The organism is Rhodococcus sp. NPDC078407, from assembly GCF_044542515.1.
GTDB lineage: Bacteria > Actinomycetota > Actinomycetes > Mycobacteriales > Mycobacteriaceae > Rhodococcoides.
Map to the genome: position 1 here is coordinate 1 of NZ_JBITUQ010000020.1, position 15616 is coordinate 15616.

Here is a 15616-nt window from a genome sequence, read left to right on the forward strand (position 1 = left end):
GCCCCCCCCCCGGGGCCCCCCACCCCCCGCCCCTTTGGTGTGGTTACCCCCCGCGGGCCCTTGGGGGGGGGGGTGTTGCCCCCCCGGGCGCCCCCCAACCCCCCCCACGACCCGGAGCGCTAGCGGAAGGCGCTGCTGCCGGTCAGCGCTTGACCGATCACCAGCTGATGGACCTCGGACGTGCCCTCGTAGGTGAGGACGGATTCGAGGTTGTTGGCGTGACGGAGCACCGGGTACTCGAGCGTGATTCCGTTGGCCGCGAGTATGGTTCGACATTCGCGAGCGATCTTGATGGCCTCGCGCACGTTGTTGAGCTTGCCGAGTGACACCCGCTCGCCGGGCAGTTCGCCCTTGTCCTTGAGTCGCCCCAGGTGCAGGGCGAGCAGCTGGCCTTTGCCGAGCTCGAGGGCCATGTTCGCGAGCTTGGCCTGGGTGAGCTGGTAACCGGCGAGTGGCTTGTCGAACACCGCGCGGGTCGTGGAGTACTCGATCGCGGATTCGATGCAGTCCCGCGCTGCGCCCATTGCGCCGAACACGATGCCGAAGCGGGCTTCGTTGAGGCAGCTCAACGGTCCGCTCAAGCCGCGGGCCTCGGGCAACATTGCATCTGCGGGAAGCCGAACGTCGTCGAACACCAGCTCCCCGGTGATCGAGGCGCGCAGCGACAACTTCTTCTTCACCGTGTTGGCGGTGAATCCCGGGGTGTCGGTGGGAACGACGAAACCGCGGACCTTGTCGTCGGTCTGGGCCCAGACAACGGCAACGTCGGCGACCGGACCATTGGTGATCCACATCTTGCTGCCGTTGAGGATCCAGTCGTCGCCGTCGCGCTTGGCGCGGGTGAGCATCCCGCCGGGGTTGGACCCGAAATCGGCCTCGGTCAGACCGAAACAACCGATCAGCGCACCCTCGGCCATACCCGGGAGCCACTGCTGCTTCTGCTCCTCTGAGCCGTACTTCCAGATGGCGAACATCGCCAGCGAGCCCTGTACCGAGACCAGCGAGCGGATGCCGGAATCGATGGCCTCGAGCTCGAGGCAGGCCAGGCCGTACGCCGTCGCCGAGGTTCCGGCGCAGCCGTAGCCCTCGAGGTGCATCCCCAGCAGGCCGAGTGACCCCAGTCCCTTGGCCAGTTCGCGCACCGGCACAGTGCCCTCGTCGAACCAGTCGGCGATGTGCGGGCGGATCCGCTCGTTACCGAACTTGCGGACGGTGTCCCGGATCTGACGCTCCTCGTCGTCGAGGAGTGAATCGATCGCGAACAGTTCGTCGACGCTCTGGGAGTTGGCCACGGTGCCTCTTTCCGCTGGGGGTTGTCTTCGCAGGTTACCCACGACCCCGCCGGGCGACGCACGCCGATTAGTGTGGAGGGTATGAGTGAGCAGCGCAGCAAGGCAGACAACACGTCCTGGCAGGGCTTTTCCACCAAGGCAGTGCATGCCGGGTACGAGCCCGATCCGTTGACCGGCGCGGTCAATGTGCCGATCTATGCGAGTTCCACCTTCGCCCAGGACGGCGTCGGCGGCATGCGCAGTGGGTTCGAGTACGCGCGCACCGGCAACCCGACGCGTCGGCCGCTCGAGGCGAATCTCGCGGCCATCGAGTCCGGCACCTACGGGCGCGCGTTCTCCTCGGGCATGGCGGCGACCGACTGCCTCCTGCGCTCGGCACTCCGACCCGGTGACCACCTCGTCATCCCCAACGACGCCTACGGCGGCACGTATCGATTGATCGACAAGGTCTTCACCCAGTGGGGCATCGAGTACTCGGTGGCCGCAGTGTCGGACGTCGACGAGGTCCGCGCAGCGATGCGTCCGAACACCAAGCTCGTCTGGGTCGAGACGCCCACCAACCCGTTGCTCAATGTCGGTGACATCGAGGCGCTCTCGGCTGTCGCGCACGAGGGCGGGGCCAAGATCGTCGTCGACAACACGTTCGCGTCGCCCTACCTCCAGCAGCCGCTGAGCCTCGGTGCCGACGTGGTGCTGCACTCGACCACCAAGTACATCGGCGGGCACTCCGATGTGGTCGGCGGTGCGCTGGTGACCGACAGCGAAGAACTCGATGCTGCGTTCGCGTTCCTGCAGAACGGTGCGGGCGGCGTACCCGGACCGTTCGACGCATTCCTCACATTGCGCGGTATCAAGACGCTCGCGTTGCGGATGGAACGACACAGCGACAACGCCGAGAAGATCGTCGAATTCCTCAACGGACACCCCGCCATCTCGCAGGTCATCTATCCCGGACTCGAATCGCACCCGTCTCACGCGGTGGCCGCAAAGCAGATGCGACGCTTCGGCGGGATGGTCTCGGTGCGTCTGGCCGGCGGCAGGCAGGCTGCACTGGACTTCTGCGCGAAGACCGAAATCTTTACTCTCGCAGAGTCCTTGGGCGGAGTGGAGTCATTGATCGAACATCCCGGTGCGATGACGCATGCGTCGACGGCCGGCTCGCTGCTCGAGGTGCCCGACGACCTGGTGCGTCTGTCGGTCGGTATCGAGGACGGTGCCGACTTGGTCGGTGACGTCGAGCACGCGCTGGCATGATCGTCGCACTGATCGACTCGGGGTTGGGAATGCTCCCGACAGCTGCGCGGCTGCGACAAGCGCGCCCCGAGCTCGATCTGGTGCTCATGATGGATCCCGACAACGCGCCGTGGGGACCCAAGCCGGATGGGTGGGTCGTCGACCGGGTGGTCGGCACAGCGCAGCACGCCGTCGAACTCGGGGCCGAGGTGGTGGTGCTGCCCTGCAACACGGCCAGTGTGACGGCATTGAGCCATGTGCGTGCGGCGCTCGGCGACACGATTCCGGTGGTGGGTACGGTTCCGGCGATCAAGCCCGCGGCGGCGGTGAGTGATCGGATTGCGATCTGGGCGACGGCGGCCACTACGGCGAGCGCCTATCAGGGCCGTTTGATCGAACAGTTCGCGTCGCACCGCACAGTGACGAGTGTGGCGTGCCACGGTCTGGCGGACTCGATCGATCGTGGTGACGAACAGAAAATCGGTGCCGCCATAGCCGCGGCCGTCGCGGCCACCCCAACCGATGTCGAGTCGGTCGTGCTGGGCTGCACGCACTACCCGCTGGTGTTGGACGACATCGTCTCGCAGTTGCCGGGCGGCGTCACGATGTTCGACAGCGCCGAGGCGGTGGCCAATCAGACGGTGCGACGCGTCGACGAGGTCGGCTCGAGCGGTTCTGGTAGCGGCCGTGTATCGGTGTGGTTGAGCGGAATCGAGGGCGAGTTGCCCACGAGCGCGCAGCGATATGCCGAGGGGAAGCTGCTGTTCGACGGCGTACGAGCCGAGCAACACTGACCCACCGGGAATGTCGGACGCTCCGCAGCGTTGTCTTTCACTGAAGTAACGGTTACTGCGGTGAAGGGAAACACATGGTCGGCGTGGGCACTCGGAGTCCAGCGGTGCGCATTCCGCACCGATACGCATTCTGGGTTGTCGGCGTCGCCTTCACCGTCCTGATGGCGTCCTCGGCCGCGCCGTCTTAGCTGTACCCGGTGTATCAGCAGGCGTGGGGATTCAGCGCACTGACGCTCACCGTGATCTTCGCGGTCTACGCGGTGGCGCTGTTGGCGACGCTGCTCACCGTCGGAAGCCTGTCGGACCACATCGGCCGTAAGCCGATTCTCCTCGCATCGCTGATGTTGCTCGTCGTAAGTCTGGTCCTGTTCATCGTCGCCGACAGCGTTCCGCTCCTCATCGCGGCACGCGTCGTGCAGGGCATCGCCGCCGGCGCGGCGACGGGTGCCATGAGTGCGGCCGTCATCGACCTGCAGCCCGATGCCTCCACCGGACCGCTGCTCAACAGCGTCGCCCCCTCACTCGGCCTGGCAGGCGGCGCGCTCGGAGCCGGATTGCTGGTTCAACTTGCCCCAGCGCCCGAGATCTTGGTGTTCGCACTCTTGATCGCAGCGGCGCTGGTCCTCGCGGTGGCGCTGATGTTCGTGCCGGAGACCTCGGCATTGCGCGGCTTCGATTCCCGACGCCACCTCGCGTCGACCCTGCTGCCGAGGATGTCGATCCCGACGTCGGTGCGGGCACCCTTCCTCCTCATCGCCCCCGCGCTGTTCGCCACCTGGTCGCTCGGCGGCTTCCACCTCTCGCTCGGGCCGTCGATCGTCGGTGGCGTGTTCGGTATCGACAACCACATCGTCGGCGGGCTGGAGATCTTCGCACTGTTCGCCTCGGGTGCCGCGGCAGCTGCACTGGTACGCAATGGCTTTCCCCGCACCGTCATGACGATCGGGGCAACGGTGCTGGCGTCGGGCGTTGCACTGACGTTGCTGTCGGTGCAGTTGGAGTCGATAGCGATGTACTTCGTCGGGGCCGTCGTCGCCGGATCGGGCTGGGGAGCAACATTTCTCGGGGCGATGCGTACGCTTGGCGCCCTGGTTCCCGCCGCAGAGCGGGGCGGGGTGTTCGCCACGGTGTTCGTCATCAGCTATCTCGCCTTCAGTGTGCCCGCAGTGATCGCCGGACTGGCCGTCCATCGGTTGGGCCTGAGCGCGACGGTGGAGGTGTACGGCGCGTTCGTCATCGCGCTGGCGTTGTTCTCGGTTCTCGGATTCTCGCTGGCACAGCGGCGAGATCGGTAGTGCGGCAGAGTCTGTGAGTCCTCCTCTGCGGAGGGTGAGCGAGTGCTCCTGCCCGATCGGGCAGTTCGGTCGGGTCGTTGGCAGGGTTCGCTCCTCGAGGTGTTCCCATTGCGGCGCCGGGCAGTGGAGTGTGGTCCCCAGTGAGACGCCGATCACAGAAGAAGCGTCTTGTCACTCACACTCACCGAGGAGACACCGATGGTCATCGAGCTCAATCAGATCTGGGAATTCCCCATCAAGGAGTTTCACCCGCTGCCGCGCGCCAAGCTGGGAGTCGGCGCCCACGACATGATCGGCGTCGAGGCCAAGGAACTCGGGTTCACGCGTTCGTTGCTGGTCACTACCGGTCTGCGCGCTTCCGGAATCATCGAGGAAGTGATCGGCAAGATCGAGTACCAGGGCGTCGAGGTGGTCCTCTACGACAAGATCGAGTCCAATCCCAAGGACTACAACGTCATGGACGGTGCCGCGCTGTACCAGAAGGAGAAGTGCGACAGCGTCATCTCCGTCGGTGGTGGCTCGAGCCATGACGCGGCCAAAGGCATCCGTGTCGTCGTCGCCCACGACGGACGCAACATCAACGAGTTCGAGGGCTTCTCCAAGTCCACGAACAAGCAGAACCCACCTCATATCGCCGTATCGACCACTGCTGGAACGGGTTCGGAGACGTCCTGGGCCTACGTCATCACCGACACCTCGGACATGGAGAAGCCGCACAAGTGGCTCGCCTTCGACGAGGCGTCGACACCGACTCTGGCACTGGATGATCCGCTGCTGTACTACACCTGCCCCCAGCAGTGGACCGCGTTCTGTGGTTTCGACGTCCTCGCGCACGGTGCCGAGCCGTACGTCTCGCGTCTGGACTTCGCGCCGTCGCTGGGTAACGCCATCTACTCGATCGGGTTGGTCTCCAAGCACCTCCGTGAAGCCGTGTACGACCCGGGCAACCTGAAGGCCCGCGAGGGCATGATGAACGCCCAGTACATCGCCACTCAGGCGTTCAATTCCGGCGGACTCGGTGTCATCCACTCGATCTCGCACGCGATCAGCGCGTTCTACGACAGCGCGCACGGCCTCAACAACGCCATCGCTCTGCCGCGCGTGTGGGAGTACAACCTGCCCTCCCGCTACGAGCGCTACGCGGAGATCGCCGTGGCTATGGGTGTCGACACGAAGAACATGACCACCGTGCAGGCCGCGGACGCAGCCGTGGAAGCCGCCATCAGGCTCGCCAAGGACGTCGGAATTCCCGACAACTTCGGCTCCATCCGTTCGGCGACGTACGACAAGAACCGGATGAACACCGGCAAGTACGCGGGCAAGGGCGACGTCATCAAAGGCGACGAGAAGTCGGTTCTGAAGATCTCCGAGCACATCCAGGAGGACTGGTGCACCCCGGGCAACCCCCGTGAGGTCACCGTCGAGTCGATGATTCCCGTCGTTTCGCACGCGATCAACGAGTCGTACTGATGCTGCGCAGTGGTGCGGTTATGTGCCCCGGGCGGCGCATAACCGCACCACTGCGGCTCCGCCGCACCACGAAGGGAAACACATGACCTCGCTGTCGACAGTGCATGGCGACGACACCGATACCGTCCGATTCACCGACGCCGCCGATCTGCAGCGCGCGCTCGGCGAGCAGGACTACATCGCCGACGACGAACTCGCCACCGTGGTGCACCTGGCGACAGCGCTCGATCGCCCGCTGCTGCTCGAAGGCCCTGCGGGCGTGGGCAAGACCGAGCTCGCCAAGTCCCTTGCTGCGGCCAGTGGGCGCAAGCTGGTTCGGTTGCAGTGTTACGAGGGCCTGGACGACAACCGAGCCCTCTACGAGTGGGACTACGCCAAGCAACTGCTGCACGTGCAGATGCTGCGCGAGCACATCGGTGCACTCACCCAGCACGTGACCGATATCGACGACGCCTCGAAGATGCTCGCTGTAAAGGACTTCGGTCTCTACTCCGAGCCTTTCCTCGCCGTGCGCCCCCTGCTGGAATCGGTGCTCTCGGAGGAGCCGGTGGTACTCCTGGTCGACGAGGTCGACCGCACCGAGGAATCGATGGAGGCATTACTGCTCGAAGTACTCGCAGAGAAGCAGGTGACGATCCCCGAGGTGGGCACGTTCACCGCGCGCAGCGATCCGTGGGTGATATTGACCTCCAACGACACTCGCGAGCTGTCCTCGGCGCTCAAGCGTCGCTGCCTGCACTTCCACCTCGACTATCCCACTGCGGCGCGCGAACGCGAGATCGTCACCGCTCGTGCACCCGAGGTACCCGCACACATTGCGGCCGACATCGTCGGGATGGCAACGGAATTACGTCAGCTACCACTGCGCAAGAGCCCGTCCATCTCGGAGGTGATCGACGCGGCCCGTATCGCGTCGGTGCTCGGGTACACCGACGAGACCCGCCAGTATCTGCTCGCCGCGCTGGTGAAGTATTCGTCGGACATGAAGATCGCCATGGCCGGACCGGTAGTAGAAACGTCCTCTGCGCCAACGTCACTCGGAACGGTCGTCAACACGACCGCGACGGCGTTCCGGGGACACGGTGGACGCGACAAGGGCGGCATCGGAATCCGACGATGACCGGGCACCGGTCGTTCTCGGCATCGGTGGTGCTCGATGTGTTGGCGGCTGTCTTCGGGCGAACGCTGCGGCGCTTCGGAGTGGCGGCCTCGCCGGCCGAGGTCATCGAGGTACGACGCGTCCTCGGTCTCCTCGGAGGCCGTGACCTCACGATTCTGCGTGCGGCCCTGCGTGCGACGTGTGCCAAGTACGACCACGAACAACATGGTTTCGATCTCGCCTTCGAATCGATGTTCCAGGCCTACGTCGACAGTGCTGTGGACGAGCATCGATCGTCGTTGGGTGCGCAAGTGGCGGGCGGACTTCCGACGGACCTCGATGTGGGAGCGGACCAGGAGGCGGCGAAGTACGCCGAATACAACGAGCGCGCAGTCGAGATCGGGGATCTGCTCGATGCGCCCGAGGCGGACAAGGGCTTCAACCCGCACAAGGACGACGACGACATCAGCCTGTCCTCCGAGGATCATGATCTGTCGATCGACACCGACGGCGACATGGGCCGACGGGGTGTCACCTACACCGTCGATCTGGAACGGTCCGGATCGACGGCGGCAGGGGAGTTGGCGTCTAGCACCAGTGGAGCCGTTGCGGGGCAACTGAACTGGGAGGATCCGGCGAGTATTCTGGCGTGGTTCGACGCCTACGATCCGCGTAGCGTCTACGGCGACGGCGGAGATTCCGGCCCGCTGAGCTCGGCGATGCTGGACCGGATCACCGATGCCGTCGAGGCATTCGTCGCGGCGCTGGGGGATCTGACCGGGACGATGTCCTCCCCGGTGCCGGTCGACGGTGCGGCCCAGGCAATGGACCGGCACGCCGAGATCGAGCGCGCGAGTCACGAAGTGTTGCGGCACATGCGCGGCACCCCACGACCGCGTCCGCGCGAGCACTCGCGAGGGCCGTTGGACATGAGGCGCACCGTGCGGTCGAGTCTGCGGACCGACGGAATCCCGTTTCGTCTGGTGACGAAGACACCGGTTCCGGACAAAGTCCGACTCCTCGTACTCGCGGACGTCTCGCTGTCGGTACGGCCCATCACCGCGTTCACATTGAGGCTCGCCCAGGCCATGCATGCGAGAGCACACCGCTGCACGGTGATGGGGTTCGTCGATGCACCCGTGGACGTGACGAGCACCCTGCTCGGCAGCACCGGCGACGGCGCGCTGGCTGCCGTGCTCGCGGATGCGCGGCTCGACCTCGAAGCCAGTAGCGATTACGGCACCACGTTCACCGATCTGTTGCACTCCCACGGTGAGCTGCTGAACAAGCGCACCGCGGTGATCATCGTCGGCGACGGCCGGTGCAACGGCCGCCCTGCCGGACTCGACGCGTTGGACAGGATTCGGTCGAAAGTGCATCGCATCGCCTGGATCACGCCCGAGGCCCGCCGCTACTGGGCGCAAGCCGCGTGCTCCATGGAGGACTACGAGCAGATCTGTGACCGGGTGGTGGTGGCGCGGGATGGTGAACAGTTGTCGGCGCAGGCGGCCGAACTGGGCCACGCGTTGTCCTGACCCGATCGACGACGCCGCCCTACCTACCCGATCGGGTAGGTAGAACCCTGGCCCGCTGCTGGTGGGGCCGAACCCGTCTCCCTCGTATGGTTGTAACCTGAATCACAGGTCCGGATGGTGCAGGCCGGAGACAGCAAGGGTGTGAACGGTGGACCAGGCAGCTACTGCGAGCGTCGGCAAGGCGCTACACGACCTCGACGAGCAGCGGAGTCGAGCCGAGACGCCACGGGTTCTCAAGTTCCACGCGCCGGAGATCGTGTTCGGTCCGGATTCGCTGGGCGAGGTCGCGCACGCGACGCGTCGCCTCGGCGGCGTCCGGCCGATGCTCGTCACGGACGCAGGATTGATCGAGAGCGGCTGGGCCGGCCAGCTGGTGGACCTCCTGATCGCGCAGGGACTGGACCCACAGATCTGGAGTGCATTGACACCCAATCCCAAAGATGTCGAGATCGAGGCAGGGTACGGCTACTACGCGGACTTCGGCTGCGATGTGCTGGTGGCCATCGGTGGGGGATCGGTGATGGATGCGGCGAAGGGGATTGCGATCCTCGCCGGCAACGGCGGCAGAATCCTCGACTACGAGGGCGTCGATCAGGCCACTCGGCCGATCCCGCCTCTGGTGATGGTGCCCACCACGTCGGGGACCGGTGCCGACGTCTCGCAGTTCTGCATCGTCACCGATACGGCACGGTCGACCAAGATCACCATTCTCGGCCGGGCGCTCGTTCCCGACATCACCGTGATCGATCCGAGATTGCTCACCACGATGCCTGAATGGCTCAATGCTGCAACGGGTTTGGATGCGTTGACACACGGTATCGAAGCATTCGTCTCCCTGGGTCACAATCAGCTCACCGATCATCATGCACTTCGAGCCATCACGATGGTGATGTCGCAGTTGGCCCGCACCATCGACGAGCCCACCGACATGGCTGCACGCGGGTCGATGGCGCAGGCAAGTCTCGAAGCGGGCCTGGCATTCACGAACGCGATTCTCGGTGCCACACACGCCATGAGCCATCAGGTGGGAGGACTGCTGGACCTCCCACACGGGGTGATCAACGGTGTGCTGCTACCGCACGTCATCCGCTTCAATGCCGCAGAGGATCCGTTGCCCTACGTGGCCATCGCGACGAGCCTCGGACTACCGGAGGGCAGGGCCGGAGCACAGGAAGCCGCCATGGCCGTCGCAGACCGCGTCGACCGCCTCGCGCGTCAGGTCGGCGTCCCGTCCGGCCTGGCGCAGATCGGTGTCAGTGAGTCGGATCTGGATGTGTTGGCCACCAATGCTTTACGCGATGCCTGCATGTCCACCAACCCGCGCTCGGCCACCCACCGTGAGATAGTCGATTTGTTTCGGAGTGCGCTGTGACATCCGGACCCGATCTGTCGTTGTTGACCGGACTGCGATCGGGAAAGAACACGTTCTACCCTCAGTATCGCGGCGCGGCCGAACGGCTCGAACGCGTCGTGTATGCGCTGGAGTTGATCTCACGTGCGCTGGTGCGGACAGTCGACGGTCCGGAGACACTGGTGTGCGCGGTCGCGGAAGCCGCTCGTGCCCATCTGAGTGCGCAGTGGGTTGTGTTCGCACTCGCCGACGGTGCGTTCCCCGATGCCGGACCTCGCCGGATGGTCCTCGGGCCCGACGCCACACCGTTTCTGGTGGACAACGTGGAGGGCCCGCCGTTGCCCGACGACGTCATCGACTGCCTCGAGTCGATCAGAACGTCCACCTGTGGCGACGGGCAGACCCCGGTCATCTCGGCCCATCACGCATTCGTGCCGATTGCGTTCGACGGCGACGTTGTCGGAGCATTCGCGGCATGGACCGGGGAACAACGCGTGCTCGACGCCACCGATGCCGCGGTGTTGAGCATTCTGGCGAGCCAAACTGCTGTGGCACTGCAGAATTCGGCCTTGTTCCAGAGTCGGAGGCAGTTGCTCGAGCGCACCGAGAGCGCCTATGCGCGGGCCAACGAGACAGCGGCCGATCTTGCAGCCCGCAACGCCGAACTGGTGCTGACGCAGCGGCAACTGGGTGCTGCACATCGCCATCAGGTACTCGACGACGAACGCCATCGCATCGCTCGCGAACTGCACGACAGTGTGACCCAAGCCGTGTTGTCGGCGGGGATGCAGATCGAAGTGTGTCGCAGTGAAATCTCGGCCGAAGAACGCAGTGACAGACTGGATCTGGCCAAAGACCTGACGCGCCGAGCAGTGGACCAGTTGAGGTCCGCGATCTACGCCCTCAATCACCCGCAGGACGCCGATCGTACGTCGCTGCCCGAGATGCTCGAGCAGCTCTCCGTGGTCCACATGCCCGACGAGCTGCAGGTCTCGCTTCGCGTGGAGGGAACTCCCGTCGAGCTCAGTAGTGAGCGCGAGCATGCCCTGCTGCGCATCGCCGGTGAGGCATTGTTCAACACCGCGGTTCATGCACACGCAACGCGGGCAATTCTGCGATTGACCTACTCTTCCGATCAGGTTCAGCTGTCGATTGCCGACGACGGTGATGGTGACCCCGTCCACCTGCGCACGGTGCTGCACTTGGCCGAGTCCACCGATGTCGACGGTCGGCATCGTGGATTGGCGAACATGGCGGCCCGCACTCGCGAACACGGTGGGGTGTTCGAGATCCGGCGTGCCCGAACCGGGGGAGTGCGGATAACGGTGCGCATCCCACTCCAGGAACAACCCGAGAAGGGCGAAACACAGTGAGCGTTCCGACGGTCCGCGCAGGAGCAGGGCACGTGGCGGCACAGACGGTCCGGATCGTGTTGGTCGACGATCACGCAATTCTGCGCGACGGACTGCGTTCGGTGCTCGAGCGCGAGTCGGATCTGACGATCGTGGGGGAGGCGTCCACCCGAGAGGAAGGCTTGGCCGTCGTCGCACGGGTCGAGCCCGACATCGTGTTGATGGATCTCAAGCTCTCGGCCAGCTCGGACTACGAGGGCCTCGCGCTGTGTGCGCAGCTGGCCAAGGCGCACAACGGAATCGGCCTGCTGATTCTCACGACGTTTCTCGACGACCGGTTGGTGGTGGAGGCCGTGCACGCCGGGGCGAGGGGGTATGTCGTGAAGGACGTCGACACCACCGAGTTGGTTCGAGCGATTCGCGCCGTGTCGCGCGGGGAGAGCGCGTTCGATTCGCGCAGCGCCTCGGCCGTCGTCCGATCGCTCAACGGCACACCGAGCAGTATCGAGCGGTTGACCGAGCGAGAGCTGGAAGTGCTCCGGCTACTGGCGACGGGATTGTCCAACAACATGATCGGGACGAGGCTGTTCATCTCGGCGACGACCGTCAAGTTCCACGTCAGCAACATCATGCGCAAGCTCGCGGTGTCCAGACGCGCCGAGGCCGTGTATGCCGCGAGCAAGCAGGGGTTGATCTGACGCCGATCCAGACCCATCCGGCTTCGAATAGTGCAGCGGATCAGGCAGCCCTGGGTTCGAGACCGGTTCACGCGAACTGTGGTGCGGGTGCCTTGTCGATGACGAGCCATCCGCCGTGGTGCTCCGAGGTTCGGAAGGGCTGTCCCGTCGACCGACCCAGCTCGACCAACGACGACTCGTCGAACGTGCGGACGTGTCCGTGGCAGGCGGTGGTCTCGGTCTCGAAGGGCACGGCGACAACAACGCGAGTGCGGGCGATGCGGAGCGCCTCTTCCACTATGCGGGAGCCGATCTCGACGTCCACGTGTTCGAGCAGATGCAGTGCGGTCACGGTGTCGACGCTGCCGTCTGCAACGGGAACATCCGCTGCGTCGCACACCACCGTGTCGAGCGTGATCCCGAGCTGCGGGGCAACGACGGCGAGCAGCCGCATGGTGCCGGCCGACAGGTCGGTTGCCGTCACCGAGCGGCCCCGCATCGCCAGTCGTAGCGGAAAGAAGCCGAAGCACGAACCCATGTCGAGTACCGATCCGACGACGAGGTTCTCCGCACGTTCGTGGACGGGCGCGAAATCGGCAGTACCCGGAAGCAGTTCGTCCAGCGAATTGCGGTAGTAGGTGGCCCACGCGTCCACCGGATCGGCGATGGTGGTGCGGACGATTCCGACCAACACCAACTCGAACTCCCGCTGAGAAAGACCCACATGACGTGCCTGGGCGGTCACGATAGGGACGAGACTCTCACCGATCTCGGCCGACGTCAGGCCATGGCACACCTGCACGGTCGACCCTTCTCGGACCGCGTCGAGCCCCAGTCCGTGGAGGTGCCGAACCACCACGTTGTCGTGAGCCCACACCCCTTCGGGGCCAGGTGCAAGTGCGTCCAACTCGGTCATCGGGGCCATCCTGTGTCTCGCGGGCCCGCAGTTCGAGGCTGTCCCTCCGGTGCTGTCGATGGTCGCATACGCAGCGGGGGTTCGGGCGGCCGTACCGCAGGTCGGCCCGCTCGGACGTCGTGGACCCACCGTTCGGACGGGACGGCACCTAACCGAACGGACGGTGGACCACGACGGGCCGGGCAGCGCATCTGGAAGGTCCGGGCTCACCGAAGCCGAGTGGGCTCGATACCTGCCCGGCGTGACATTCCGAACGTTGTGTAGCAGCTGACGAGCCAGGTCGGTCCGGCTGTCGCTCAGGGTCGACTGAATCCGTCGAGCATTCCCGTATAGAGCTTGGGCGGCGGCGCAGCGAATTCGCCGCGCTTCCCGGTACCGAGTCCCAGGGCGACCAGTGACTGCACGAACAAAGTCCCCGCGGCCACGCCGTCGACTACCGGCACCCCGATTTCGTCCGAAATGTGTTGGCACAGATCGGCCATACCCGCGCACCCGAGCACGATGGCATCGCTTCGGTCCGTCAGGGCGGCGACGCGGCACGCCTCGGTGACGATCTTGCGGGCATCGGGGTCGGTCTCGAGATCGAGGACCGGTAGGTCGCAGGCGTGGATGCCGAGGCAGTGGCGTGCGAAGCCGTAGTGATGTGCCAGATCCTGCGCGCGGCCGACTGTTCGTCCGAGGGTGGTGACGACGCTGAACCCACGGCCCAGGAAGCTCGCGGCGTGCATCGCAGCCTCGGCGATGCCGATGACCGGCCCGGCCGCCAGCTCCCGGGCGGCGTCGATGCCGGGATCTCCGAAGCAGGCGATGACGTAACCGTCGACCCCGGCGGCCTCACCACGGGCGATCTCGGCGAGAATGCCCGGGACGCTGAGGGCTTCGTCGACATGGCTCTCGATCGAGACAGGCCCCATCGAGGGGCTGACCGCATCGACGAGTGTGCCCGGGCCGACCACGGCCCGGGCACAGTCACCGATCGTTGCGGTCATCGAACTGGTGGTGTTCGGATTGATGACCTTGATGAGCACGGAAGGAATCCTAGGCCTTCGCGGGAACGTCGAAATTGGTGACGGCCAGCTTGGTTCGCGTCGCAAGGACGTAGTACGAGGCGAATCCGATGCCGCAGCCGATGAACCAGCTGTACTTGGATGCGGTGGACATGCCGGCGATCTCGAGTCCGTCGACGGCTCCGTTGAACAGCACGGTGAACATCGCCACTGCCGCGCCCGCGACGGTCGCGTACACCGCCGCCGGGTTGTATCCCTTCGAGTACCAGTACAAGCCCGTCTTGGACATCGAGAACAGTTCGTCGACCACCACCTGCTGCTTGCGGATCAGGTAGTAGTCGGCGATCAGGATGCCGAACAAGGGCCCGATGAACGCGCCCAGTGTCTCGAGCGTCAGGTGGATGACCTCGGGGTTGTTGTACAGGTTCCACGGGGTGATCAGGACCGAACCGACTGCGGCGATCATCCCACCGGCGCGCCAGCTGATGCGCTGAGGGCTGACGTTGGAGAAGTCGAATGCGGGAGCGATGAAGTTGGCGACGATGTTGATGCCGACCGTGGCGATGGCGAAGGTGAGGGCACCGAGAACGATGGCGAACGTGCTGTCGATGCGGGCGACCGTCTCGACGGGGTCGGTGATGAGTTCGCCGAACACGGGCAGAGTCAGAGATGCGGTGACGACGACGAGGATGGAGAACACCAGGAAGTTGATGGGCAGTCCGAGGAAGTTGCCCTTCTTCACCGCGGCGTAGGACTTGCCGTAGCGGGAGAAGTCGCCGAAGTTGAGCATCGGACCGGAGAAGTACGAGACGACGAGCGCAATGGCTCCCAGCATGACGGGAACGGCGCTGAAGCCGGTGTACTCGACGTCACCGAGAGTGAGATCGATTGCGCCCCAACCTGCCTTGTAGATCAGGTACCCGCACAGCATGAACATGACGACGTAGACCGCGGGACCGCAGAAGTCGATGAACTTGCGGATCGACTCCATCCCGCGCCAGAACACCGCAGCCTGGACGACCCAGAGGAACAGGAAGCTCGCCCACCCGAGCAACGAGAGCCCGGCGAAACCGTAGTCGGCAGTGACGGCGTACGGGGCAAGAGACGGGAACAGCTTGATCAGTACGATGTCGAGGGCAGCCGACGCCAGGAACGTCTGAATGCCGTACCAAGCCACCGCGATCAGACCGCGAATGATGGCCGGAATGTTGGCACCGAGCACGCCGAACACACTGCGGCAGATGACCGGGTACGGAACCCCCGATACCTGGCTCGGCTTGGCCACGAGGTTGCAGAAGAAGTACACGATCGTGATGCCGACGAGCAACGCGATCAGCACCTGCCAGCTGGCCAACCCGAGCGCGAACAGGCTGCCCGCGGTCACGTAGCCGCCGACCGAGTGCACGTCGGACATCCAGAACGCGAAGAGGTTGTACGAGGTCCAGGTCTGCTTCTTCAGCGGGGCGAGGTCTTCGTTGGTCAGCCGGGGGTCGTAGGTGTCCTTGATCAGCCCACCGCCGACGGGGTGGCCCGCGGCTTCGACGAGATCTCCCGCTCGAGCGGGACCGTGCGCTGTATCTGTCATCGATGCTCCT

Annotated in this window: 13 protein-coding genes; 9 read left to right on the forward strand and 4 right to left on the reverse strand. The window is 65.0% G+C overall.

Going from position 1 to position 15616, the window contains the following annotated elements; all coding sequences use genetic code 11:
* Window positions 1-119 precede the first annotated feature (119 nt).
* Entirely contained in the window at window positions 120-1292 is a 1173-nt protein-coding gene (locus ACIGGF_RS18890) for an acyl-CoA dehydrogenase family protein (protein WP_397522695.1), read from the reverse strand.
* An 81-nt stretch (window positions 1293-1373) separates the two neighbouring features.
* Here ACIGGF_RS18890 and ACIGGF_RS18895 point away from each other — a divergent pair, with 81 nt between their 5' ends.
* The 9 genes from ACIGGF_RS18895 (at window position 1374) to ACIGGF_RS18935 (ending at window position 12119) form a co-directional block, all read left to right on the forward strand.
* The gene (locus tag ACIGGF_RS18895; protein ID WP_397522696.1) at window positions 1374-2546 is read left to right on the forward strand and encodes a cystathionine gamma-synthase; all 1173 of its coding nucleotides are present in this window, start codon (window positions 1374-1376) and stop codon (window positions 2544-2546) included.
* The gene (locus tag ACIGGF_RS18900) at window positions 2543-3319 is read left to right on the forward strand and encodes a glutamate racemase (RefSeq protein WP_397522697.1); all 777 of its coding nucleotides are present in this window, start codon (window positions 2543-2545) and stop codon (window positions 3317-3319) included. Before ACIGGF_RS18895 ends, ACIGGF_RS18900 begins: the two co-directional genes overlap by 4 nt.
* 197 nt (window positions 3320-3516) lie before the next feature.
* Window positions 3517-4614, forward strand: coding sequence for an MFS transporter (locus tag ACIGGF_RS18905; protein ID WP_397522698.1), 1098 nt, complete (start codon window positions 3517-3519; stop codon window positions 4612-4614).
* Window positions 4615-4812: 198 nt separating this feature from the next.
* Window positions 4813-6084 carry an NDMA-dependent methanol dehydrogenase gene (gene mdo, locus ACIGGF_RS18910; protein ID WP_397522726.1) on the forward strand — a complete coding sequence of 424 codons (1272 nt, stop codon included), beginning with the start codon at window positions 4813-4815 and terminating at the stop codon, window positions 6082-6084.
* An 82-nt stretch (window positions 6085-6166) separates the two neighbouring features.
* The gene (locus tag ACIGGF_RS18915; protein ID WP_397522699.1) at window positions 6167-7204 is read left to right on the forward strand and encodes an AAA family ATPase; all 1038 of its coding nucleotides are present in this window, start codon (window positions 6167-6169) and stop codon (window positions 7202-7204) included.
* Window positions 7201-8718, forward strand: coding sequence for a VWA domain-containing protein (locus ACIGGF_RS18920; RefSeq protein ID WP_397522700.1), 1518 nt, complete (start codon window positions 7201-7203; stop codon window positions 8716-8718). Before ACIGGF_RS18915 ends, ACIGGF_RS18920 begins: the two co-directional genes overlap by 4 nt.
* Window positions 8719-8971: 253 nt before the next feature.
* Window positions 8972-10090, forward strand: coding sequence for an iron-containing alcohol dehydrogenase (locus ACIGGF_RS18925; RefSeq protein ID WP_397522727.1), 1119 nt, complete (start codon window positions 8972-8974; stop codon window positions 10088-10090).
* On the forward strand, window positions 10087-11442 hold the full coding sequence (locus ACIGGF_RS18930; protein ID WP_397522701.1) for a histidine kinase: 1356 nt from the start codon (window positions 10087-10089) through the stop codon (window positions 11440-11442). The genes ACIGGF_RS18925 and ACIGGF_RS18930 overlap by 4 nt, the downstream gene beginning before the upstream one ends.
* Window positions 11439-12119: a LuxR C-terminal-related transcriptional regulator gene (locus ACIGGF_RS18935; protein ID WP_397522702.1), complete on the forward strand. Its 681-nt coding sequence runs from the start codon at window positions 11439-11441 to the stop codon at window positions 12117-12119. Before ACIGGF_RS18930 ends, ACIGGF_RS18935 begins: the two co-directional genes overlap by 4 nt.
* Window positions 12120-12186: 67 nt before the next feature.
* Here ACIGGF_RS18935 and mftM read toward each other — a convergent pair whose 3' ends face one another.
* The 3 genes from mftM to ACIGGF_RS18950 form a co-directional block, all read right to left on the reverse strand.
* Complete coding sequence (gene mftM, locus ACIGGF_RS18940) at window positions 12187-13014, reverse strand: mycofactocin oligosaccharide methyltransferase MftM (RefSeq protein ID WP_397522703.1); 828 nt, start codon at window positions 13012-13014, stop codon at window positions 12187-12189.
* A 296-nt stretch (window positions 13015-13310) separates the two neighbouring features.
* Window positions 13311-14042 (reverse strand): aspartate/glutamate racemase family protein, encoded by a 732-nt coding sequence (locus ACIGGF_RS18945; RefSeq protein ID WP_397522704.1) that lies wholly within the window; start codon window positions 14040-14042, stop codon window positions 13311-13313.
* 10 nt (window positions 14043-14052) lie between these two features.
* Complete coding sequence (locus ACIGGF_RS18950; protein WP_397522705.1) at window positions 14053-15606, reverse strand: NCS1 family nucleobase:cation symporter-1; 1554 nt, start codon at window positions 15604-15606, stop codon at window positions 14053-14055.
* Window positions 15607-15616: the final 10 nt, after the last annotated feature.